This window comes from Paenibacillus terrae HPL-003 (assembly GCF_000235585.1).
Lineage (GTDB): Bacteria > Bacillota > Bacilli > Paenibacillales > Paenibacillaceae > Paenibacillus > Paenibacillus terrae_B.
On sequence record NC_016641.1, the window covers coordinates 2,584,030 to 2,606,663 of the forward strand.

21 protein-coding genes and 2 pseudogenes are annotated in these 22,634 nt (G+C 40.9%); 17 read left to right on the forward strand and 6 right to left on the reverse strand.

All coding sequences use genetic code 11. The features are described 5' to 3' along the window. The first annotated feature begins 125 nt into the window (after window positions 1–125). Entirely contained in the window at window positions 126–1,085 is a 960-nt protein-coding gene (gene corA / locus HPL003_RS11845) for a magnesium/cobalt transporter CorA (protein ID WP_014279883.1), read from the forward strand. A gap of 6 nt (window positions 1,086–1,091) precedes the next feature. On the opposite strand, the gene HPL003_RS11850 is transcribed toward corA, so the two are convergent. Further along, window positions 1,092–1,610, reverse strand: a complete 519-nt coding sequence (locus tag HPL003_RS11850; RefSeq protein WP_014279884.1) for a hypothetical protein — start codon at window positions 1,608–1,610, stop codon at window positions 1,092–1,094. 228 nt (window positions 1,611–1,838) lie between these two features. Here HPL003_RS11850 and HPL003_RS11855 point away from each other — a divergent pair, with 228 nt between their 5' ends. The 4 genes from HPL003_RS11855 to rlmD all read left to right on the forward strand — a co-directional run bounded on the left by HPL003_RS11855 (window position 1,839) and on the right by rlmD (window position 5,890). Further along, window positions 1,839–2,129, forward strand: coding sequence for a YerC/YecD family TrpR-related protein (locus HPL003_RS11855; protein ID WP_014279885.1), 291 nt, complete (start codon window positions 1,839–1,841; stop codon window positions 2,127–2,129). After that, window positions 2,129–2,902 (forward strand): sirohydrochlorin chelatase, encoded by a 774-nt coding sequence (locus HPL003_RS11860; protein ID WP_081473709.1) that lies wholly within the window; start codon window positions 2,129–2,131, stop codon window positions 2,900–2,902. The genes HPL003_RS11855 and HPL003_RS11860 overlap by 1 nt, the downstream gene beginning before the upstream one ends. A 185-nt stretch (window positions 2,903–3,087) precedes the next feature. Next, window positions 3,088–3,969, forward strand: coding sequence for a diacylglycerol kinase (locus HPL003_RS11865; RefSeq protein WP_043922646.1), 882 nt, complete (start codon window positions 3,088–3,090; stop codon window positions 3,967–3,969). A 244-nt stretch (window positions 3,970–4,213) separates the two neighbouring features. Continuing rightward, window positions 4,214–5,890 carry a 23S rRNA (uracil(1939)-C(5))-methyltransferase RlmD gene (gene rlmD, locus HPL003_RS11870; RefSeq protein WP_014279888.1) on the forward strand — a complete coding sequence of 559 codons (1,677 nt, stop codon included), beginning with the start codon at window positions 4,214–4,216 and terminating at the stop codon, window positions 5,888–5,890. A 180-nt stretch (window positions 5,891–6,070) separates the two neighbouring features. On the opposite strand, the pseudogene HPL003_RS28180 reads toward rlmD, so the two are convergent. From HPL003_RS28180 to HPL003_RS11885, 5 genes and pseudogenes are all read right to left on the reverse strand, one after another. Next, window positions 6,071–6,517: pseudogene (locus HPL003_RS28180) on the reverse strand (DUF4269 domain-containing protein). Between the two features lie 150 nt (window positions 6,518–6,667). Continuing rightward, window positions 6,668–6,790, reverse strand: a pseudogene (locus HPL003_RS30485) (IS3 family transposase); the annotation flags it as partial. After that, a complete protein-coding gene (locus HPL003_RS30490; protein ID WP_081473711.1) occupies window positions 6,769–7,107 on the reverse strand; it encodes a DDE-type integrase/transposase/recombinase in 339 nt (112 codons plus the stop codon). The gene HPL003_RS30490 and the pseudogene HPL003_RS30485, both read right to left, overlap by 22 nt. Further along, entirely contained in the window at window positions 7,055–7,549 is a 495-nt protein-coding gene (locus HPL003_RS29405) for an IS3 family transposase (protein ID WP_014279890.1), read from the reverse strand. The genes HPL003_RS30490 and HPL003_RS29405 overlap by 53 nt, the downstream gene beginning before the upstream one ends. A gap of 8 nt (window positions 7,550–7,557) precedes the next feature. After that, the gene (locus HPL003_RS11885; RefSeq protein WP_238533471.1) at window positions 7,558–7,743 is read right to left on the reverse strand and encodes a transposase; all 186 of its coding nucleotides are present in this window, start codon (window positions 7,741–7,743) and stop codon (window positions 7,558–7,560) included. Window positions 7,744–7,961: 218 nt separating this feature from the next. On the opposite strand from HPL003_RS11885, the gene HPL003_RS30495 reads away from it, so the two are divergent. The 12 genes from HPL003_RS30495 (at window position 7,962) to HPL003_RS11935 (ending at window position 22,480) form a co-directional block, all read left to right on the forward strand. Continuing rightward, complete coding sequence (locus HPL003_RS30495; RefSeq protein WP_420795083.1) at window positions 7,962–8,144, forward strand: DUF6339 family protein; 183 nt, start codon at window positions 7,962–7,964, stop codon at window positions 8,142–8,144. A 162-nt stretch (window positions 8,145–8,306) separates the two neighbouring features. Next, a complete protein-coding gene (locus tag HPL003_RS11890; RefSeq protein WP_014279892.1) occupies window positions 8,307–10,016 on the forward strand; it encodes a DNA cytosine methyltransferase in 1,710 nt (569 codons plus the stop codon). Window positions 10,017–10,195: 179 nt separating this feature from the next. After that, complete coding sequence (locus HPL003_RS11895; protein WP_014279893.1) at window positions 10,196–11,671, forward strand: ATP-binding protein; 1,476 nt, start codon at window positions 10,196–10,198, stop codon at window positions 11,669–11,671. Further along, window positions 11,664–14,303, forward strand: coding sequence for a Z1 domain-containing protein (locus HPL003_RS11900; protein ID WP_014279894.1), 2,640 nt, complete (start codon window positions 11,664–11,666; stop codon window positions 14,301–14,303). The genes HPL003_RS11895 and HPL003_RS11900 overlap by 8 nt, the downstream gene beginning before the upstream one ends. A gap of 24 nt (window positions 14,304–14,327) precedes the next feature. Then, window positions 14,328–15,338: a PD-(D/E)XK motif protein gene (locus HPL003_RS11905; protein ID WP_014279895.1), complete on the forward strand. Its 1,011-nt coding sequence runs from the start codon at window positions 14,328–14,330 to the stop codon at window positions 15,336–15,338. Window positions 15,339–15,353: 15 nt separating this feature from the next. Next, window positions 15,354–17,195 (forward strand): AIPR family protein, encoded by a 1,842-nt coding sequence (locus HPL003_RS11910; RefSeq protein WP_014279896.1) that lies wholly within the window; start codon window positions 15,354–15,356, stop codon window positions 17,193–17,195. 203 nt (window positions 17,196–17,398) lie between these two features. Beyond that, window positions 17,399–17,695 (forward strand): hypothetical protein, encoded by a 297-nt coding sequence (locus HPL003_RS11915; protein WP_014279897.1) that lies wholly within the window; start codon window positions 17,399–17,401, stop codon window positions 17,693–17,695. Between the two features lie 42 nt (window positions 17,696–17,737). Continuing rightward, a complete protein-coding gene (locus HPL003_RS11920) occupies window positions 17,738–18,418 on the forward strand; it encodes a hypothetical protein (RefSeq protein WP_014279898.1) in 681 nt (226 codons plus the stop codon). 796 nt (window positions 18,419–19,214) lie between these two features. Next, window positions 19,215–20,480, forward strand: coding sequence for a DNA modification methylase (locus HPL003_RS11925; protein ID WP_014279899.1), 1,266 nt, complete (start codon window positions 19,215–19,217; stop codon window positions 20,478–20,480). 20 nt (window positions 20,481–20,500) lie between these two features. Beyond that, complete coding sequence (locus HPL003_RS29195; RefSeq protein ID WP_014279900.1) at window positions 20,501–20,662, forward strand: hypothetical protein; 162 nt, start codon at window positions 20,501–20,503, stop codon at window positions 20,660–20,662. A 69-nt stretch (window positions 20,663–20,731) separates the two neighbouring features. After that, window positions 20,732–21,475, forward strand: a complete 744-nt coding sequence (locus HPL003_RS11930) for a hypothetical protein (RefSeq protein WP_014279901.1) — start codon at window positions 20,732–20,734, stop codon at window positions 21,473–21,475. 159 nt (window positions 21,476–21,634) lie between these two features. Further along, entirely contained in the window at window positions 21,635–22,480 is an 846-nt protein-coding gene (locus HPL003_RS11935; RefSeq protein ID WP_014279902.1) for a tyrosine-type recombinase/integrase, read from the forward strand. The last annotated feature ends 154 nt before the right edge of the window (window positions 22,481–22,634 follow it).

Consider the following 22,634-nt stretch of genomic DNA (forward strand, 5'->3'; position numbering starts at 1 on the left):
TATCCTTTTCTTTATTTTGCTATATGAAGCATGAATATGAGGCTTGAGATTTGTATAACGCTGAGTAGCTTATATACAATGTAAATAGAATCAATGACAGAAGTGTTAGGTTAGGGGGTCGTACGGTGATACGTACATTGGTTATAGGCCATGATCATCAGGTGACGGTGGGGCTGTCACTGGAGCAGATAGACATGGAGGATTATATATGGATGTGGGTGGATTTTAGCGAGCCTACCGATCATGAATCAGAGCTGCTGACGAGTTATTTTCATTTTCATCCGTTGGCTGTGGAAGATTGTTTGCATGTTCTGCAACGTCCGAAACTGGACTATTATGAGGATGTGCAGTTTCTGGTGGTACATGCGCTGGATGTAGATACATTGGATGCGGAAGAAGTGGATATGTTCATTAGCAGCCGTTTCTTGGTGACATACCATCATCATGAACTGGAGGAGCTGGATCAGGCTTGGGAACGGATTGTCCAGCATGCCAATGAACGCAAAATTTGGTCGCGTGGGCCGCTGGCTGCGGCTTATACAGTGGTGGACAAGCTGGTGGATAACTATTTCCCGAGTCTGTTTATGATTGAGGATGAGCTGGCAGAGCTGGAGGGCCTGGGCGGGCGTGAATCGGTGGAGGACTTGATGAAGCAGGTATTTGCTCTGCGAGGCAGGCTGCTCAAGCTGCGCCGTACAATTGTGCCGATGCGGGATTTGATGTACAGGGTTCTTAATTCGCAGCATGTGCAAGGTAAAGGGGAGCATATGGCCTATTTTACGGATATTTATGACCATCTGCTGAAGCTGACCGACATGCTGGAGGCCGACCGCGAGATGACAGCCGACCTGAGAGACAGTTATATTTCGCTAAATTCCAACCGTATGAATTCAATTATGAAGACGCTGACTGTCATTACGACTGTTTTTATGCCCTTGACGCTGATTGTGGGTGTCTATGGTATGAATTTTTCGTATATGCCCGAGCTGGGCTGGAAATATGGTTATTTTGGTGTGCTGTTCTTTATGTTCATATTAAGTGCAGCGATGGTAATCTGGTTTATGCGTCGGGGCTGGTTCAAATAAAATAACCTACTTTTTTTTGCGCTTGCGCGGACGTTTACGCGTGGTCGTGCTGCTTTTGCGCTGTGTCTTTTTCCGGCGTGGGCGCGGTGGTGTGTATTCATCCAATTCCTCGGCGAGTTCCGTTGCAGAATTTTTGCTTGCAGATTTTCCGAAAGCTGGGAGTGCGCCCATAATCAGCTTCGCCATTGGCGCAAATTGCTGCACACTGGACATAACCTTTTGTACCTTGCCGAAAGTAGCGACAATCCCATCAATGCCGCCCATACGGTCAATGAAGCCTTTAATTTCGTTGAGATTGCTAAGACCGCCAAGACCGCCGAGCAGTCCTCCTTTGGCTGGCACCGGATCAGGTGTGACCACGGCTGCAGATTCTGTAATACTTGATGGCGCCTCATAAGGCACGATTCCAGAGGAATCGACTTGCGGAACACCGCTGTACGTGTCGAGTCCCGGGTATGAAGATGAATTATACGGATCGGAAAGGGAACGCTGTGGCGGCCTCCGATGATAGTAGTTTCCAGGCATGAGATCACATTCCTTTGTAGGTTGATACTCTACTGTATGTTACAAACGCACAGTGGGTTTAGGCGCATGTACCGAAATCAGGTATAAAAGCGGATTTGGGCTCTAGCACAGTACGATCCTGCTGAAAAATAATGCTGTTCTGTGATGCGTGAAATCGTTAACGCTTGAAAAACCGACTATTCCTCGGGTACAATGGGGATAGATTGTAACCTTGGGAGATGATAATCCATGCAGCTCAAAAAGCTTAATGATAAAAGTATTGATCAATTGTTCGAAGCCATCCTAACTCTAAAAAATTTGGAAGAGTGCTATGTATTCTTCGATGATTTGTGCACGATTAATGAAATTCAATCCCTCTCTCAACGTTTGGAAGTTGCCCGTATGCTGGGTAAAGGTAGTACGTATAACCAGATTGAAGCAGAGACGGGTGCCAGCACAGCTACGATTTCCCGTGTTAAACGTTGCCTGAACTACGGTAATGACGGGTATAAATTGACACTTGAGCGTCTGGGGCGCTAATGCGAAGCCCTGGGGTACTGGTCATTAGCCATGGCTCAAGGGAGTCGTATTGGGTGGAACAGGTGGATCAGGCAGCCGCAAAGCTTCAATTGCCGAAGGACATGCCGTTAGAGGTTTCTTTTTTGGAAACGGTTAAAGGAAGATTGATCCAGAATGGTATTGATCGCTTGGAAGCTCTAGGTGTGACAGATTTACTGATTGTGCCCTTATTTATGTCATCCGGCAGCACGCATGTAGATGAGATCAGTTATGCGCTGGGAGTCAAGGATACGCCAGACAAAGAAACGGATTTGAAGCCTTTTCGAAGAAAGGCGCGAGTGCATTTCGGCAGCCCATTGGATGACGGAGAAGATGTGGCTCACATGGTTTGGGACAAGGTTAGCCCATTGTCGGTCAACCCTGCGAGAGAGACTATTTTGCTCGTAGGACATGGCAGTGTGCATGATGGCTTTTTTCAGCGCTGGGAGCGAGGGATTTCTTCGTTAGCCCGCACGGTGCAAAGGGTGAGTAGTATCGCTACGGACTACGCCTTGCTGAATCCTGAGAGTGTATATGATAAGGTAGCGTACTGGAAGCAGGAGCGGGGTCATGATGTTATTGTGGCGCCGCTTTTTTTAAGCTCGGGATATTTTACAAGTCGTGTCATTCCTGGACGATTACAGGGGCTTGAATACCGTTATTCGGGAGATCCTCTGCTGCCGCATCCTCTGCTCACAAGCTGGATGGACGGGCAAATTCATGAACTGCTGCAAAGAATGCAGAAGCAAGATTGAGCAACAGGGCGCTTGGTTCAGCTACAGCTTTATCATAGCCCGAAATTTCCGTATTTAGGTAAGCGTAGGCTTCTTTTATTGTAAAAGAGGCCTTTTTCCAGTATGATGATATTTTGTATAGAGTGAATGTGATGAATGAGAATATAAACATAAATATCATTAAATATACGGGTGGCGTAACGGGAATGAAAAGTGCTAGATTAATCTATAATCCGACCTCCGGACGCGAGGAAATGAAGCGTCGCCTTGCGGACATTTTGCAGCGTCTGGATGAAGGTGGTATTGAAGCCTCTTGCCATGCAACTACGGGCGAAGGGGATGCAACTCGTGAGACGATGGATGCCATTGAGCGCGGCTATGATATGATCATCGCCGCAGGTGGGGATGGTACATTGTACGAAGTTATTAACGGAATGGCTGAAAGGGAAAATCGTCCGCCCTTGGGCGTATTCCCGTTAGGTACGACGAATGATTTTGCCAGAGCCTTGGGCATTCCCAAGCAATGGGAGGACTATTGCGATCTGGTCATTCGCCAAAATGCGAAGCCGCTGGATATCGGAAAAGCTAATGATCGGTATTTTATTAACATCGCGGGCGGAGGGACTTTAACCGAGCTTACGTATGAAGTGCCGAGCAAGCTGAAAACGATGATTGGACAGTTGGCTTATTATTTTAAGGGTGTGGAGAAAATGGTCAGCCTGGCCCCGCAAGAACTGATTATCAAAGCATCGGGTCAGGAAGTGATACACGACGAGTTCATGCTTTTCCTGATTGCTAATACGAACTCGGTGGGTGGATTTGAAAAGCTGGCGCCTGGTGCGACCATTGATGACGGGCTGCTCGATGTGATCGCTGTGCGCAAATGTAATCTGGCGGAAATGATTCGGCTGGTGACACTCGCGCTGCGTGGTGAGCATCTACAGGACAAGAAAATCGTTTATTTTAAAACGGATTACATGGAAGTAACCTCGCCCGGCTATGTCCAGCTGAATCTGGATGGCGAACTGGGTGGAACCTTGCCAGCAACTTTCCGCAATTTACCGCAGCATTTGAATGTGTTTCGGTAAGGAATGATGGTGAGTGTTCTCGCTTCTCATTGCAGTACAGTATATGGAATGTAGAGTTGGAAGTTATTTTTCGCTGTGACGATATCGGTTCTTGCCGTTCTCCGTGGGGAGTAACGGCATTTTCGAGTTCACGATACTGGCGTTAATGAGTGGAGCGATGGCCGCGTGGTTATATATGAGGCTGTATGCCGATCATGAGCATAAACAGGTTTGAAAAGATTATTAGAAAGAAGTGACTTCTATTATGACGAGTAACCGTAGCGGACGTGGAAAAAGCCGCCGGAATGAAGCAGCTCCCAACCAAGGAAATCCACAGAAAAAGACCATGCCGATGAACAGTGAAAGAGGACAGGGACAGCTTCGAGCTGGAACAGGAAATGGAAGTGCGAGTGGAAGTACGCAGGAAAGGGAACGGAAAGCATTGGAAAATGGACGTGAATCACGCCGTCCTTCCAGTGGTGGACGGAGTCAGGATGCATCCAATCGTAATCGAGTCAGTGCAGAGCGTACCGATCTGCCAGTGCAAAAAAACGATGAAGCCGTGATGGACATCATCGGCATGAACCATGACGGCGAAGGCGTGGGGCGTGTTGAGGGCTTTACACTGTTCGTTCCAGGCGCGTTGCCGGGTGAAAAGGTACGGATAAAGGTGCTGAAAACGAAAAAGCAGTACGGCTATGCCAAACTGCTGGATATCGTGCAGGCAAGCCCCGACCGGATTGCAGCACCCTGCGCCATCTACGATCAGTGCGGCGGCTGTCAGATTCAGCATATGAGCTACGAAGCACAGCTGGGCTGGAAACGCCAGCATGTCGTGGACGTGCTGGAGCGTATCGGGAAGCTGAATGTGGAGGGAAATGAAGGTTCCATCGCAGGTGAACAAGCTGCCGTGAAGGTACTTCCTACGCTGGGCATGAACGAGCCGTGGCGGTACCGCAACAAAGCCCAAGTGCCGATCGGTGTCACCGAAGGCGGACTTGTCGGCGGCTTCTACGCACGTGGCAGCCATCGTATTGTGGATATGGACACCTGCCTCATTCAGGACGAGCGTAACGACGAAGTCGTTGCACGTGTCAAAGAAATTGGGCGGGTGCTGGGCATCAGCGCATATAATGAAGAAACTGGACGCGGACTGCTGCGCCATGTCGTCGTAAAGACTGCTTTTCGTACAGGCGAAATGATGCTGGTCCTCGTCACGAATGGACGAGATATCCCACATGCAGATGCCTGGATCGGTAGTATCCGTGAATATATTCCGCACGTGGCAAGCATTTGCCAGAACGTGAATACCAAGCGAACGAACGTTATTTTTGGCGACGAAACCCGTGTACTATGGGGCCGCGACGTGATCTACGATTACATCGGAAACGTCCAATTTGCTATTTCCGCGAGGTCCTTCTATCAGGTGAACCCCGTTCAAACCGAAGTGCTGTATAGCAAAACCGTCGAATATGCCGGACTCACAGGTAAGGAAACAGTGATCGACGCGTACTGCGGCATTGGCACCATTTCCTTGTTCCTCGCTCAGCATGCGGATCAGGTGTATGGGGTGGAGATCGTCAAAGAAGCCATCGAGGATGCACGGAGTAATGCGCTGTTGAACAATATGCGCAATGTGAAGTTTGAGGTAGGTGCGTCCGAAGACGTCATCCCCGCCTGGAAAGAGCAAGGCATCACTGCCGACATCATCGTCGTCGACCCGCCCCGCAAGGGCTGCGATCCACGCCTGCTCGAAACTATTCTGGAGATGAAGCCAGAGCGCGTAGTCTATGTATCCTGCAATCCGAGTACGCTGGCACGGGATTTAAGGATACTGGAGAATGGCGGGTATAGTACAGTGGAAGTGCAACCCGTGGATATGTTTCCGCATACGGTGCACGTGGAGTGCGTGGTAGTAATATATCGAGATAAGAAGCATTGATGTATGAGGGTTTAAGCGCAACTTGAATATGTTCCTGCATTCAAAAAATAGCATTAGGGTTGAGTGCGGGAACATATATTATTTCATATACGAGGCACACGAGTGTTGCTAGTAAGCAAGGACAGTTAAATCGGAGTTGTATAGGCGAAAATAGCATAGAGAGGGTAAACCCCTCTTCTTTTAGATCTCAGTTCTTATGCGAGGGTAAATTGTTAATAGGTGATGCTCAACAATCATGTGGAGGTAGGCATTTTGTTGTTCAACAGCCATAGGTTGACCAAATAATTCAAATTCAAAACTCGCTTTGATTGTTAGTGTATTTCATATCCTCTTTTCTTTTAAAACAAATTTATCATGCTTACAGTATAGAGAGTGAATCTGGTACTTAAAAGCTTCAAATTCGTGAACCTCCATTATAATATCTAAGTCGGAACCCTCCACATCAATTGAAATTGGTATGGTTCCACATAAAATAGGATGATATTGAGCCAAATCATTTAAGATTCCTAAATCGTTAATAACATTGAACGCTCGACGCTGAATTTCGTTACCAGATTTTAAATACGTGATGGTTTTAAATATAAGCTGACCCCCTGAACAGTTTAGTTTCCCCCTCAAATATATCACCGTTAATGCTTATTTACATAAATTGAATATTCAAAAAGTATCAGGCGATCAAAAATTCATAAACTCAGTCCTACTTTAGATTTAGAAATATTAGTCCCTCGGTATTATGAATTGACCCCCGTCAAGTAGCCAGTTATTAAAAAGCCATATTTAAGCAGCCTGAGTCCTGTATTCGTAGGGACTTAGGTTGTTTAGTCTCTTTTGAAAACGTTCATGGTTGTAGAAATGTATGTACTGTTGTACAGCGTGCTTCACTTGCTTTGGCGAATGAAAGGAGTGAAGATAAAACCCTCTGTTTTAAAATGGCTGAAGAAGTTTTCCATACATGCATGTCCTAATATTTTCCTTTTTTTGGACATGCTGGCTCGGATATCGTATCGTTTGAGCAGGTTATGATATTGGCGAGAGGTATATTGGAATCCTTGGTCACTGTGCAGGAGAATCCCAGAGATATTCTGCCGTTTTCTTGCATTTTTCAACGGATCCAACACTAGCTTTAAGTCGTTTCTCCGACTGACATGATAGGCCACGATTTCGTTATTGTAGAGATCTTTGATGGCGGAGAGATAGAGCTTTTGTCCGTTGAACATGAGATTTGGTAATATATGTTACCCATTTTTGGTTCGTCTGGTTCGCTATAAATTCTCTGTTGAGATGATTTCCCGAGAGGACATAAGCTTCTCTCTTGCCGTAATACAATCTTTTTCTCCGAATGACAGCCCGAATTCCAAGTTCGCCCATCAGCTTCTGTACACGCTTATGGTTCACGTGTATGCCATAGGTTCGTTCTAGCCAAACCTGTATCCTCCGATAGCTCAAAATGCCTTTCATCTTCTCATGACATGCCCCTATTTTTAGCTTCATCGTTTCATCTTCTCGTTGTTTTGGAGAAATAAACGTCTGCCGTTTCATCCACTTATAAAAACCGCTTCTGGACACTTGGGCCAGTCTACATAGCAGTACGATGTTGTACCCGTTGCTCATCAAGTCCTGGATCAACGCAAATTTTTTCCCCTGCGGTACGGCGTTCATTCCTCCTTTCACATCTGTAAGAGCTTTTTTAGCATTTCGTTCTCGGCTTCCAGACGCTTCAGCTTGACTTCTGGATCTTCTGGCCGTGTTCGGGGTTTTCCCATTCCAGGACCCTCAGCCTGAAAAGATTTCACCCAACATCGGACCAATGAATGATCCATCTCCAGATCTCGCCCTACATTCTTGTAGCTCATTCCCTTTTTAAGGTAAAGATTAACTGCTTTTTCCTTGAATGCAACATTGTAAGTTTTTCTTATTTTTTCACAAAAATCGCCCCCGTAATAGACAGACTAATGGGCTTGCTTTTTTCTGTCTACTATAAGGGGAGCATATCAACTTGCCAAGGTTCTCCTTTCTAAATTAGATATAGCACAGAGTCTTCTTGAACGAAGTTTTTTAAAGAAACCCTGATATAACGAAAGCTGTTCTCTCAGTATTAAAGCAAAAAGAGCTGGAGTCTTCATTTATCGATAGGGAAAATTTCAGAAGCTTGATGATGTACATTAATCAGCTTGGAGGAGTAACAATATTAGATACCTTGAATCGAAAGGATCTAGAGGGACTTATTAGAGAGAAAATCGAAACGTTGGCTTAATAACTGCCCATCAGAAAATGGGTGGGATTATTATTTTGTATAGCATGTTGTCTTGAAATATTGTATTCTAATGATTTAGAGTTATCACTTGAAAAAAAATCTGCGAAATGTTAAGCTGCTTATATATGGAACGGATGTTCGTGAGCAAGGGGTGGAGAATTAATGAAAAATAAAAAACTGTTAGCGGTTGATTTATTCTCTGGAGCTGGAGGGTTAAGTTTAGGTTTTTTGCAAACGGGTCAAGTGAAAATTGCAGCCGCGGTGGAAAACAATGAATCTGCCCAAAAAACATATAAAAGAAATCATGATCGTTATAATCATGAGAATGATGATAGAAATATTAGATACTTTAACGATATTAGAAAAGTTAACTATCAAGAGATGATAGATGAGTGTCAAAAGATAGATCTTGTTTTTGGTGGACCACCCTGTCAGGGCTTTTCGAATGCCAATCGGCAGAAGTCAGAGCTCATTTCAACCAATAACCAGTTGGTCAAAGAATATGTAAGAGCTATTAAAGAGTTAAATCCAGACGCATTTGTAATGGAAAATGTTAAAGCTATGAAATCGGACAAGCATAAATTCTTTTACTCATCAAATGACCGACAAGAGGTAGTAGAAGAATTAGGGATACAACTAATTCCTGATAGGGTCATTTTAGGAAGAGAGAATAGTTTGACCGATGAATTAGTCAGTTTTCTTAGAGATCGCATTCAGCGGAAAGTTAATCTATCTCCATTCATAATAAATGATAAAAATTTATTTTCTAAAATAAGTCATATCAGTAGAAAAGAGAAAGAAGCTCATATTTATATTGCTAAAGCCCAAAATGCTTTACAAAAAGCCCTCTCGAAGTGGAAGGAACAGCATAATAGTTATTGGAGTATTTATTACCAAGAACAATGGATGAAGCTTGGGGATCTGATAATGAAGAAAGATCTAACAGATTCATCCCGAAAAGATCTATTTGATACTTTAAATCAAATCATTGAAGTTCAAAAGATTTTGATGAAAATGAATGAAATTCAAGCCAACGATATTGAGATAGTTGATATTTTACCTGATCATAAAAACATTTGTATTAGCGTACAGACATACGGTGTAATGAGTTACTTAACCTCCAAGTTTAAGAATCTTGGTTATACAATAAATGAAGAACATATCATAAATGCAGCGCATTTTGGTGCACCCCAGCTTCGAGAACGCCTTGTTCTTATTGGAGTCAAAAAAGAGTTCGTAGGAGATAATCCTGTAGTATTACCGGATTCTGTTGTTAAGGAACCAAGTCAGTTTTATAAAGTGGAGGATGCCATTGGAGATCTTGAGGAAATCGAACCATTTACAACAATGGGAGCAGATCAACCAATTGATAAACCACTAACTAAAATAAATAACCCGCTTCTTCAATATCTGCGTGGAACTGATGCTAGAGTACAAAACCATGTTATGACCGAAACAACTAATACGGCTTTAGAGAGATTTAAAGTATTGGAGCCAGGGCAGAACTTTCATGATCTTGATGATTCTTATAAACAAACATATTCTAATCCTGGTAGAACTCAAAATACTGTATATCTAAGGCTTAATTACAAAACTCCATCAGGGACAGTTTTGAACGTTAGGAAGTCGATGTGGATCCATCCATGTAAAAATAGAGCAATAAGTATTAGGGAAGCAGCGCGGCTTCAAACTTTTCCTGATGACTTTATTTTTGAGGGTTCTAAAGATTCACAGTATCAACAAATTGGAAACGCCGTTCCACCACTTTTGGGTAGGGCAGTGGCTGAACAGGTATTAAAATATTTAGGGGTACTCGTAGAAGATACCCTGAGAAATATAATAATTCCACAGGAAACAGTTATAATTATTTAAGTTAAGAGTCTCCGCTCATTGAGAGGAGATTCTTTTATTTGAAAAAATGGATAACCTTATTCTATGAAGGATATAGGACTTCTGTGTCGAATATTGCTGTGAATAATGGTCAGCAAAGGTAGCTACTTATTTATTTGAACTAGATATTTGATACTACTTAAAAAATAGGAGTACCCACTATGAATATAATTGTAACTCAGCCATCTGCTACACCGGTTATCCAAGCACTTCGTTCATTAGGATATAACGCTGGTACCGCAATAGCAGATTTAGTGGACAATAGCATTGATGCAAAAGCAACTAAAATCACACTCGAATTTAAGTGCTTAGTTAACGATGGGACAATAATAATTGCAGATAACGGTTCTGGAATGGATGAGAATATGCTCCAAATAGCTATGAATATAGGTTCGAAAGACCCACGTGCAAACAGACAACCCAGTGAACTTGGGAGATTTGGTATGGGGCTCAAGACTGCTTCATTTTCTCTTGGTAAGCGGTTAAGTGTTCTTACCAAACATAAGGGAGTTTATGCACAGCGGTGTTGGGATCTAGACCATGTGTCTCAATGTAATGAGTGGCAGCTGTTCACGGAGATCCCAGACGAAGTTAGGGAGTTAATGAGCGTGATTGAGGGAGATAGCGGTACAGTTATTTGTATAGATAAGCTGGATCGTTTCATGGGAGCGGGGACTGCAAATACAATACATGAAAGCAGTTTTTTCACCAAAGTTCGGCGGATACATAATCACTTAGAGTTTGTTTTTCACTCAATCATTGAATATGGCAAAGTCCAGATTATCTTAAACGGAAATGTTCTTGATCCTTGGGATCCTTTTATGATTAAACATCCTTCTACTCTGGAAGGAGAAACACAGGTTTTAAGCATCAATAAGAACAGAATAAAAGTTAAATATTATCTACTGCCTCATGCCTCTTTTTTAAATGAACAAGAATATAAAAGAGCTGGAGGCAATAGGGGGTGGCGAGACCATCAAGGTTTTTATATATATCGCGAGAACAGACTGCTGCATTACGGTGATTGGTTGGGAATGTTTCAAAAGGATACTTCGTCCCAGCTAGCAAGAATTCGCATAGACCTGCCAAATACGGCAGATGATGCTTGGCAGGTAGATATAAAAAAATCAGCTGTGATTCCACCGGATAACGCAAAAATAAGGCTTGAATCAATAGCAAAATTTGTTCGCAAAATTTCCCGTGATATCTTTTACTTTAGGACCCAAGGCGCCCATTCTAACCAAACCTTTAAAGGGAGTCTCAATACATGGGAGTTGTCGGGTAGTGATGAAGGGCAACAATTTATTTTAAATAGAAATCATCCTGTTTTATCAGAAATTCAGAAAAGAATAGATGACGAGACCTCAAAACTGCTTAACATGTATTTAAAGTTCGTTCAGTTGGGATCACCCAGTAATATCATTGATTCGCCAAAAGTGGCGGAAGAAGTCGTCCAAATGGTCACTGACGCTATGAGAGAGCTAGTTGTCCAATTCTCTTCCACCTTAACTAAGCTTCATATTGTTCAAAATCAACAACAGTTATTAGATGCACTTATTACTCAACCTGCGTTTGATGGCCTAAATCGCATAACATTGAAATCAATTTTGGAAGAGGCGGATATCAGATATGAATGAGGCAAGAGGGTTATTTGAACAAACATTTGCAACTAATTATATGAACTTAAAGTCATTCTTGTCCAGCCAAGAAAAAGCAGCTGAACAAGCACTAGAGCTAGCAAGGCTCGTAATACAGGGGCAAATAGTAGAAGCGAGTCTGATCGAGCAGTGGTCGTTAGAAATGTATATGAAATATAATGTTAATTTTGATATTATAAAAACTCCAGTATTACGTCTAGAAGAAGTGAGCTACTGGTACAGTCCCAAATTACTCTTGGGAGCATTTTTCTGGACCCGTTACAGAGACTATCTAATAAGGATTAAGCATTGGGACCAAGAGGCTGTTGACTCCATCGATGATTCAACAAATGAAATTATGCGGTCTTTGGGAAACCCAAATGAAATACATTCTTTTGACAAGCGAGGACTTGTATTAGGGTATGTGCAGTCCGGGAAGACTGCTAACTTCACAGGTTTAATTAATAAAGCTTACGATGTTGGATATAAGTTGGTAATTGTATTATCTGGTGTACACAATGACCTACGGGCGCAGACACAGCTTAGATTAGATGAAGAAGTGATTGGAAGCAGAGTGGATAGGGAGGGTAAACCAGTTGGAGTTGCCCAAATTTATACTAATACAGCTGATCATATTATTTCAACATGGACTACAGTGGAACGTGATATCTCTTCTGAACCAACTGGTATTTTTAACTTAAACCAAAGAACTCTTATGGTTGTTAAAAAGAATAGTATTGTCTTAGAGTCACTGAAAAATCAGCTCGAGTATCAAAAGAATTTATTTAGTTTAGATATTCCTGTTTTAATAATCGATGATGAAGCTGATCAGGCGTCCGTTGATACCTCGAAGGATGAAGATCCTAAGACAATAAATAAGTTAATACGGCAGATTCTAGAGGTGTTTAATCGGAAATGTTATGTAGGTTATACAGCAACACCGTTTGCAAATTTATTAATTAGTGCTGAAGCTAAAACAGAAGACGAAGGCAAAGACCTGTATCCTAAAGATTTTCTTGTCGGGCTGCCCAAGCCAAAAGAATACTGTGGTCCGGAAGAATTTTTCAATGTTGAAGAAGATGCGGACGATCCACGTCCAAGTTTAATTCGTCCTTTGAAGAATGCCGATATAGAAGTCTTTACGGGAATTAAAACAAAAGGTGACGCTGATAAATTTGAAGAGGTTCCACCTCAGATGGGAGAGTCGATCTTAGCATTTCTTTTAACGATTGCTGTACGAAACCTGCGGGGCCAACGGAATAAGCATAATTCAATGCTTATTCATACCTCTCGTTTTAAAGATGTTCAGTCGACTGTAAAAGATGGTGTGGACAAGGTATTTAACGAAATAACCATGCAAATTCAGTATAACGAGAATAGTAAGATTGTTAAAGCGATTAAAGAGCTTTATGAGGAAGATGTAATTCCTACAAGTAGAGCATGGCCTGGTAAGATTCAAGAATTCAACTGGGAAGAGGTTTATCAGGAACTTAGAGAGAGTTCAAAAAAGGTTCGTGTTTTTGAAATTAATGGTAATAGTAAAGATGCATTAGACTATCACCGATATAAAGAGGATGGTCTAAACGTAATCGCAGTTGGTGGAGACAAGCTGTCACGGGGACTCACGCTTGAGGGGCTCAGCATAACTTACTATTTCAGAAATACGCTGATGTACGACACTTTAATGCAGATGGGTCGCTGGTTTGGTTATCGAAAGGGATATATGGACTTATGCAGAATTTACACGACTGCTGAAATTGCTTCGAATTTTGAACATTTAGCCATTGCTATGATTGAACTGAGAAGAGAATTTGACAGGCTGGCAAAAGCGAAAAAGACACCACTGGAATACGCAATGAAAATGTTAAGTCATCCAACTATGACCTTAACAAGTCCATTAAAAATGAGAAATGCTGCTGTATCAAATATTATTTATGGGTTAACCCTGCAGCAAACTCGTATATATGACAACAAGGAAACTTTTTTCTCTCACAACATGAAAGTGACCGAGAACTTTATAAATAAATTATCCTCTCAATTTACGAAAACGTATATTGGATCGGGTAAAACTGGTTATTATATAGCTCGGGAAGTGGAAGCAAATTCAGTATTAAAATTCCTTTCCGAATACAAGACCAGGCAAGATGCTGATAAGGTTGATAGCTCCAAAATTGTGAATTATATTCAGCAGGTTAATGAAATTGGGGAACTTTTGTATTGGACAGTAGCAGTTGTAGAAGGAGAGCCAAGAGGTAAAAGTGGCCTTGAGAAGTTTCCAGTACAATTCGGGGAATTTAAGATTGACTCTGCTGTGGTGCGTGGAGTTAAAGCAGAAGAGTATAACAACCAAGGGCAGGATAAAATTGATATACGTGCTATAGTTGCTTCGCGGCAGGAATTCATTGATCTCGATCAAGACGCGATAAAGAATATGAAGGACAAAAAAGAGATTCGAATGCTGCGACGAAAAGAAAATGGCATGCTTCTAATCTACCCGCTTCACCCTAAAGTAAAAGTGTTCGAATCCCTTAGTTTTAGCGAGAAAATGGTACCAATTGGTATTGCAATCTCATTCCCTGACTCAGAGCTAGATGTTTCTAAAATTTATGAAGTGAACAAAACAATAAAATAAGTATTCTAATAGAGTGAGGAATTTATGGTGAATCTTAAATTAGAATTCGAGCAAATGATTAAAGAATTGGATAGCCAGTCACAGCAAGAAGTATATAAACTAAGGATTCTTACGGCGGAAAGTCCCATACTTTTTGCAGGGTTAGATACTGTAAATATGAATAGGCAACTGTATATTGATTTAGGATTTGAACCTTGGGAGCCGGATCAGCTAAAGGCACTTCCAAAATGGCGAGGTTTATCTATAAAAGTTGAGTATTATGAAAAGCTCGCTCTATTGAAAGGGCATTACTATCTTGTTTTGCGACAAGAGTCAGAACATGGTACAGATATTTTTGAAGTTGTACTGCAGAATGTTGTGGATCATTTGATGGCCAGAGAACAGAATGAATCAGTATTTACAGTAGTATACAAGGTTTTAGATAGATGGCGCGTATTTTTTCAAAAAGGTGGGTACCGCAAACTAACCGAGGAACAGCAATGGGGACTTTTTGGTGAATTATGGTATATTAAAGACTGGCTTAATCGGTTTCCAACCGCTCCCCCACTAATAATAAAACAGTGGGAAGGACCGACCAGTGGACGAATTGATTTTAAGCATTCTAATTGCGGCGTAGAGATTAAGACGGCAATAAATAGGTTAACCAAAACAATTAAAATTTCTAATGAAAATCAGTTAAGGCTTACAAATGCAGTATCGAGTATTTATCTCTATGTATGCTTTATAGAACCAAGTAAGACTCATGGTGTTTCTTTACAGGCACTTGTAAACGAGGTTCGAAACAATATTGCAAGTCGTTCCGACCGAATGCTATTAAAGTTTAATGATCTGTTAGAGGATTTAAGATTTAAAGAAGAAGATTATACGGATGATTTCTTTTTTGTAGATAAAGTAGAGGTATACGAAGCCGCAATGAACTTTCCAAGGATTTTGCAGGAGGATTTGCCAAAAGGGATTTCTCATGTTAGTTACAGCATAGATCTTACACATTGTATGGAATTCAAAAGAGAGGTTGATGAGGTATTTGATTTGTAATGGGGGATCATTTAAATGTTAGAGAATAGACAGAGAAGAGAATTCCTGAAGGAATTTCTTGAAGAAGTAGAAGAAAAAGCGGCAAAAACAGGAGTATATCGAGTCCCTTTCCTTGAGAAGATGCTTCAGTATATGGAAAGGGATGATGATCCTGATATATTAATTCCTCCATATATAGATACCTCAAAAAAAATTGCTGTGAATGCTTACTCATATGACGAAAGTCAGCACATTCTTGATCTATATGTAGCTGATTATAACTTTGAACAAAATGAGCGGGATTTACTCTCAATAAATATGACGATGCTGACGGAATTAGCCAATCAAGCTAAACGCTTTATTACGAACGCTAAAACATTAGCTCACACTATTGATCAATCTCTGGAAGCTAGACAATTGGCTTTACTGATATCAGAAAATATTAATGCTATCGATGAAGTAAATATATTTGTACTGACGAATATGTTCTATAATGCCAATAAACCAATTGAGCTGTCGATCCCTGGAATAGAAACGGTAAATGTTCAGGTGTGGGATATAAATCGCATACTTCAAATCATTTTGGCTGAACAAGGAGTTCAAACGATCCATATTGATTTTGAGCAGGATTTGGGACAGTCGTTTGAGATGATGTATGTCCCTGGTTCTCAACATGAAGGAGAAAGGAATTATTTTACATGTTATGTAGGATTTATACATGCAGAATTGTTGGCTAAAGCCTATGACCAATGGGGCTCCAAATTGATTGAACGAAATGTAAGATCTTTTTTGCAGGCAAAAGGTGGAACTAACAAAGGCATTTTGAGGACTCTAAAGAACCCGAATGAACGACAAATGTTTGTTAGTTATAATAATGGTATCTCAACTGTGGCTCGTGCAGGCGACATTGAGAAAATAAATGAAAATATTAATCTTTATCGTATCAATGGGTTAATTGGCTGGCAAATTGTAAATGGAGGACAGACGACTGCATCCATTCATCAGGCCTATAAGAGTGGTATAGACTTAACGGATGTGTATGTTCAGGCAAAGCTGACTATTCTTCATGTTGAAGCAAACCAAGAAAAAGATCAGCAACTTCTTGAAGATGAAATGGTTTCAAGTATTTCAGAGTATGCCAATACACAGAATAAAATTAACAAATCTGATTTGCTGGCCAACTCTAGGTTCATGTCTGAATTGGAGAAATTATCCAGAAATACATGGATTCCATCTAGTGATGGTCGAAGAGCAGAGAGTAAGTGGTACTTTGAACGTGCCAGAGGTCAATATGTGGTTGATTTAAATAGACGTAAGCGTGGTAAGGAGCAGAATGAATTTAAAAAGCAATATCCAGGTGAAAAAGTCATTACCAAAGTTGATTTAGCTAAACATTTTATGTCGTGTGAGGGCTTTCCGCATGTTTCAAGTAAAGGTGGAGAAGAGGCCTTTAAGCGATTTATGGAGCAAAATAAACAATTTTGGAAGTATGACAAGGATGATAATGATGAGATTATTCCGCTGAGTGAAGTTACCCTGGAGGTCTATCAGAAACTGGTAGCAAGGACTATTATTAATCTACATGCAACTAATATTGTGGGGTCCATGAGACTGCAGGGATATAGGGCGAATGTAATTTATTACACTGTAGCTATGCTCCATCATATATATGGAAGCAAAATAGAGCTAGTTGATGTATGGAATCGACAAACTTTATTTGATAAGTGGGATGAAATAATAAGAATTATTGCGGATAAAGCCTTATTTTTCCTACGTGATTCTGCGGGTGATAGAAACGTAACTCAGTGGGCTAAACAGGAAGCGTGCTGGATGCAGTTCAAGGATGAATATACGAAGCAACTGAGAAATATTATCTGATTATGAGTATATTTCTTCGATTTTAATTAATTAAACACTCAACTACCGTTCTAACGAGTCGGTATTGGAGTGTCTTCTTTTTTTATAAGGAAGTTGCAACGATTTAATTGTATGAATATTATGTATGTCGCTTAAAAGGGTAAGAATAAATAATAATACGGGAAACATTAAACAGGTGATGAGATGAGCAAAGATTCTTTCTTTTGGACGGGACAGCACATATCAGCCAAAGTATATATGAACGTTCTGGATTTGAACTGATCCCCATGACAAATGTTCATCGATATGCTGAGCGTTTGAATATGCGATGGAAAAATATAAATACGTCCACAACATTATCTTACCGTGAACTGAAAGAAGTCAAGGAAGCGATAGCAGGAGATTTCTTGGAGATACAAATTAAACTACAAGAAAAACGTCCAAATTTCAAAATGATTGAATTACCTAAGCAAGAAGATATCGCATTTTATCACGCTGAGGGTGTAATTACGGACGAGTAGCTCAAGCAATTTTTCACAATCAAGCAGAAGTCAGATGATGACATGAGGAAACATCTTTTCAATGTGGTAGGTAATAATGATTTTTCTAGCTTTAATGCGATGGCCTTGTTTGGTATTCCCATTCGCCCACCTAGGCATTATCGGGAAATTGCCGTAGCTATGTATGGTGTAGACATCGATATATCCTTAAATGAGAATCGAAATAAAGGAAACTGGTTTACAGATGAGAGAATACAAAAACTATATATAGAAGATGTGCTAGCTAATCTCTCGCAAATTATTCATAGGACTTCCTTACGCAATGTAAATTTAACCGAAGAAGTGGATATTGTGATGTACTCGAAACAGACAGAATGGTTAACACTGATGCAAAAAGAATTTAGATTGCCGGATGAACAAATCAACATGCATCAACTACATAATGAACTTCGATTTAAGAAAGCTTGTTCCAAGAAAATGATCGAAATGGTTAAGCTCATGGTGGGCAAAAAGAATATCATGCTTACCGCTAAGGAAATAGGTGGAAAAGCATTATATCAGTGGTTTAGAGATAATTGGAAGGGAAATAGAAAGCAATTCATTTTGAGTGAGTTAAAGAATCATAATATATTGCTATTCGAAAGAACTTCAAAAGTTGGACGACAATATTGGTTGTTTATGCTAGTGGATCAAGATGCATTTACCGATCACGTGGTTAGCGAGCATTATCGTAAACTATCATAGAGTGGAAAGGAAGATTTTCTCCCTAATATTAAGGGAAGATTTCTTCCTCTTATGATAAATTTGCAAATAAATTGTTCATAATGAGCCGCAAAAGGGTGAATTGCCGTAGGCAAGAGGGGAAACGGCGGCAGGTCGATGAATACCGTTTACGAAGCGTAGCGAAGTGGTTTTTATCGAGATGGTGATAGAGTTTCCCCTTATGTGGGTACAAACGTTAAGATCAAAAGAAACCGTCAACAAAAATTTGTAAACAAATTATTTCTTTCCGTAGCCATCCAACATCGTTGGCTGTCTTCATTTTATTTTTTGAACATGATAGATTGACGTGACCCTACTTTTCTATATATAGGGGAAACTGGGGTCAGTCCATGGAATGTAGCTTAAACTTAGAAAGAATGAAGTGGAGAAATGGTGTTTACCCCAAATTCAAGACATCTATTCATTTGTAGTCAGGCTGCTTATTTTAAAATTTTCGATTTACATATTCAATTTTATCTTGTTGAATATAGACTGCTATTTTCAAAATTTTAAACCAATATGAATTGGATTGGGGGATATAGTTTGAAGTGTGTCACGTGACACAATGAGCAAATTTAAAAGTACATATTATACACGGGAACTCTGGCTATGAGCTAGGGTTCCTTTTTCATTTAGAGAGGAGCAACAAGATTGCTATTAATGTTACAAGCAATAATCATAGAAATATTACGATTTGTTACTGCAATTGGTGTGTTTTTCACCTGGATGTGGATTGCAGCCTTTTTAAAAATGAAGGTTGAAAGGGGGATCAAGTGGATTGGAAATCAGATTCGTAAACGTAGAAACGTTAATTCCGTACATAAAAAACGCCAGAAATAATGAGAAAGCTGTAGATTATGTAGCAACCAGTATTCAGAGTTATGGTTTTAAAAATCCAATTCTGATTGACAGTAACAATGAAATCATAGCAGGTCATACTCGTTTGTTAGCAGCTAAGAAGCTTGGATTACAGCAAGTTCCAACGATACTGGTGGATGACTTAACACCAGAACAGGTCAAAGCTTTCAGAATAGCTGATAACAAAACGGCTGAGTATGCAGATTGGAATTTTGAATTGTTAGCGCAGGAACTAGAAGAATTAAAACTGGCTGATTATGATCTCTCTCTAACTGGATTTGATATGAGTGAGTGTGAGAAGTTGCTGGATACATTACATGAAGATACAGCCGATGATGAGGATGATTTTAATGTAGAAGAAGCATTACCTGAACATCCGATCACTCGTAAAGGTGACATCTGGTTACTTGGGAAGCATAGGCTCATATGCGGTGACTCGACTAATCCACAAGATATCGCAACATTGATGAATGGTAAGAAGGCTCAGCTTATTGTAACTGATCCACCTTATAACGTGGACTATACGGGCAAGACGAAGGATGCATTGAAAATAGAGAACGATAAAATGGACAATCACCAGTTTTATAATTTCCTATTGGCTGCCTATACTCAAATGTTTGAAGTAGCAGATGACGGAGCAAGTATTTATGTGTTCCACGCAGATAGTGAAGGTTTGAATTTTAGGAAGGCATTTATTGAAGCTGGATTCAAACTTTCACAATGTTGTATATGGGCAAAGCAAACAATGGTACTCGGTCATTCTCAATATCATTGGATGCACGAACCTGTATTGTACGGTTGGAAGCCGACAGGTGGACACTACTGGAACAGTGATCGTAAGCAAACAACCTTGTGGCAATTTGATCGCCCCTTCCGTAATGAATATCATCCCACGATGAAGCCGATTCCCCTGATTAGCTACCCGATTAAAAATTCCAGTAAGCTTGGTGATATTGTATTTGATCCATTTGGTGGTTCAGGTTCAACGTTGATTGCTTGTGAGGAAACGGATCGGCTTTGCCATACGAGTGAGCTTGATCCCAAATATGTAGATGTGATTGTGAAGCGATATATTGCCCATGTTGGCAGCGGTAGCAGTGTGTATTTGATTCGAGATGGAGTGAAGGTGAGCTACCAAGAAGTTGTTGCTGAGTCGGCAAGGTCAGAGGTATCATGTGCTGACTAAACCGAAAGGGTGATTGGTAAATGGGCAAGGCAAAAGTGAATATGGTGATTCGATTCCTAAAGGGCATGCAAGCCGAAAAGGTAAATGTGCTTGGGGTTGAGGAAGCTTGTGAGGACAATGAGTTGATTCAAAAGGTGATTGAGGATATCGAATTGTTTTACGAGGCTGAATTGGAAGGGTAAGCTGGAATACATATGGGGAATGGTCGATAGTGGGCTGTTCCCTTTTTTCGTGCTGGAGGTGAAAAGAAGATGAGTAAATATAATGAAAAACCAAAAAGGAACAAACCAAGGATACTGACCAAATATGATCAATTTGTTGTACCAAGGCTTAGAGATATTCCCGTTTGGGTACGTGAAGGAGCAACAGATGAGGAGATTGCGAAACGGCTAAATATTCATATTTGGACATTAGGCGATTATAGAAGGAAACATCCCAAATTTGCGGAAGCATTGGAACGTCCGACTAAATGGGAAACACATGTTTATCCTCGGTTAGCGGAGATTCAACAGTGGTTCGAAGAAGGCATGAACGCAGAGGATATTATCAGGAAGCTCGATATAGGTAAAACGACTTGGTACGAATATATTGATAAACATCCGATGCTAGCTGAACTAGTCAAATGGAGCAGATCTGTCCCTATCTCACACGTAGAAAATTCACTTTTGAAAGCTGCTACGGGGTTTGAATATGAGGAAATTCGTACAATAGTTGAAGAGGACAAAAATGGAAAAAAGAAGACGCGCATTGAAAAAGTGAAACGATATCAGCCTCCCAATCCGACAGCGATGATCTTCTACTTAAAGAACCGCGCACCCAACGAGTGGAATGATCGACGTGAGTTGGTGGTCAATACGAAGGCACTGGAACAGGAGCGCAAGCAGCTATTTCTGGATATGATTGAAGCGGATGTAGTGGATGCCGACTATGAAGCTATCGAGGAATCGGTCGAGATGGAGGAAGGATACGTAGAGCCGGATGATTCACAGTCATAACGTTATGCCGTCAGTATTTGTATAGATAAACGCCAGTTTAAGCCCGAAATTTGCCCCGAAAGTAGCCAGAATCAGTGCATAAGATAAGTTATGCAATCAGTGGACTTTCCCTCGCATCAACGCTATGATGTGACACACGAGCGAAAGGTGGGGGAGAAAATGGACTATATTATAGGGTTTGAAGCACATTTACGGAGCAAGGATCGGAGTGAAAATACGGTTTCCTGCTATATTCGGGATGTATTACAGTTTATAGCCTGGTATCAAAGGAAAACGGAATATGGACTGGATCAGTGGATTGAACTGGATGGGGTAGAGTACAAGAAGTATCTGCAAAGCACCAATCAAGCGATACTCACCATCAACCGCAAGATTGCCAGTATCAATGTATTCGCACAGTGGATGCATCAGCAAGACTATATAAAGGAAGAAATACATATAGAAGCAGTCAGGAATAAGGTCGTTCGGCAATACAAAGGGTTAGCGGAAAAGGATTTGTGGAAGCTGAGAAATGAAATTCACCGTATGGGTAATCGGCTGCATGTCTGTATGATTGAATTACTGCTGGGAACAGGGATACGGGTAAGCGAACTGGTTGGCATCAAGCTGAAGGATATTGAAATAAGCGAACGCAAAGGTTTATTGAAGGTATTTGGCAAAGGGAACTCCTTCCGCATCATTCCATTAAATAAGGATGTGCGAAAAGCTATTACTCGGTATCTTGAAGTCAGACCACAAGTGGAATCAGAATATCTATGTATTGGGCAGCGTGGAGCATTAGAGCGAAATGCGGTCAACCTGATCCTGAACAAATATGGAGATCGGGTCAACGTAAAGGTTACACCCCATATGCTCAGGCATACGCTTGGCTATAAGCTGGTCAAAACGACTCCATTGACAACTATCCAACAAATCCTTGGACATGATCACGTAGCGACCACCAATATCTATACCTTAACAACACAGCAGGATATGGAACTAGCCTTGGCAAATATCGAGTGGTGATGAGCCACTCTTTTTGTCGTGGATGGAGGGGGTCTTCTATGTAGATAAACGGAGCCGCCAGCAAAGGGTGCAGAAATTTTTGTGATGGTTTTATAGTAAATTTGAGAAAGGAGCTATACCGATTGAAACAATAAAGCAAGAAGAGCAACGCCAA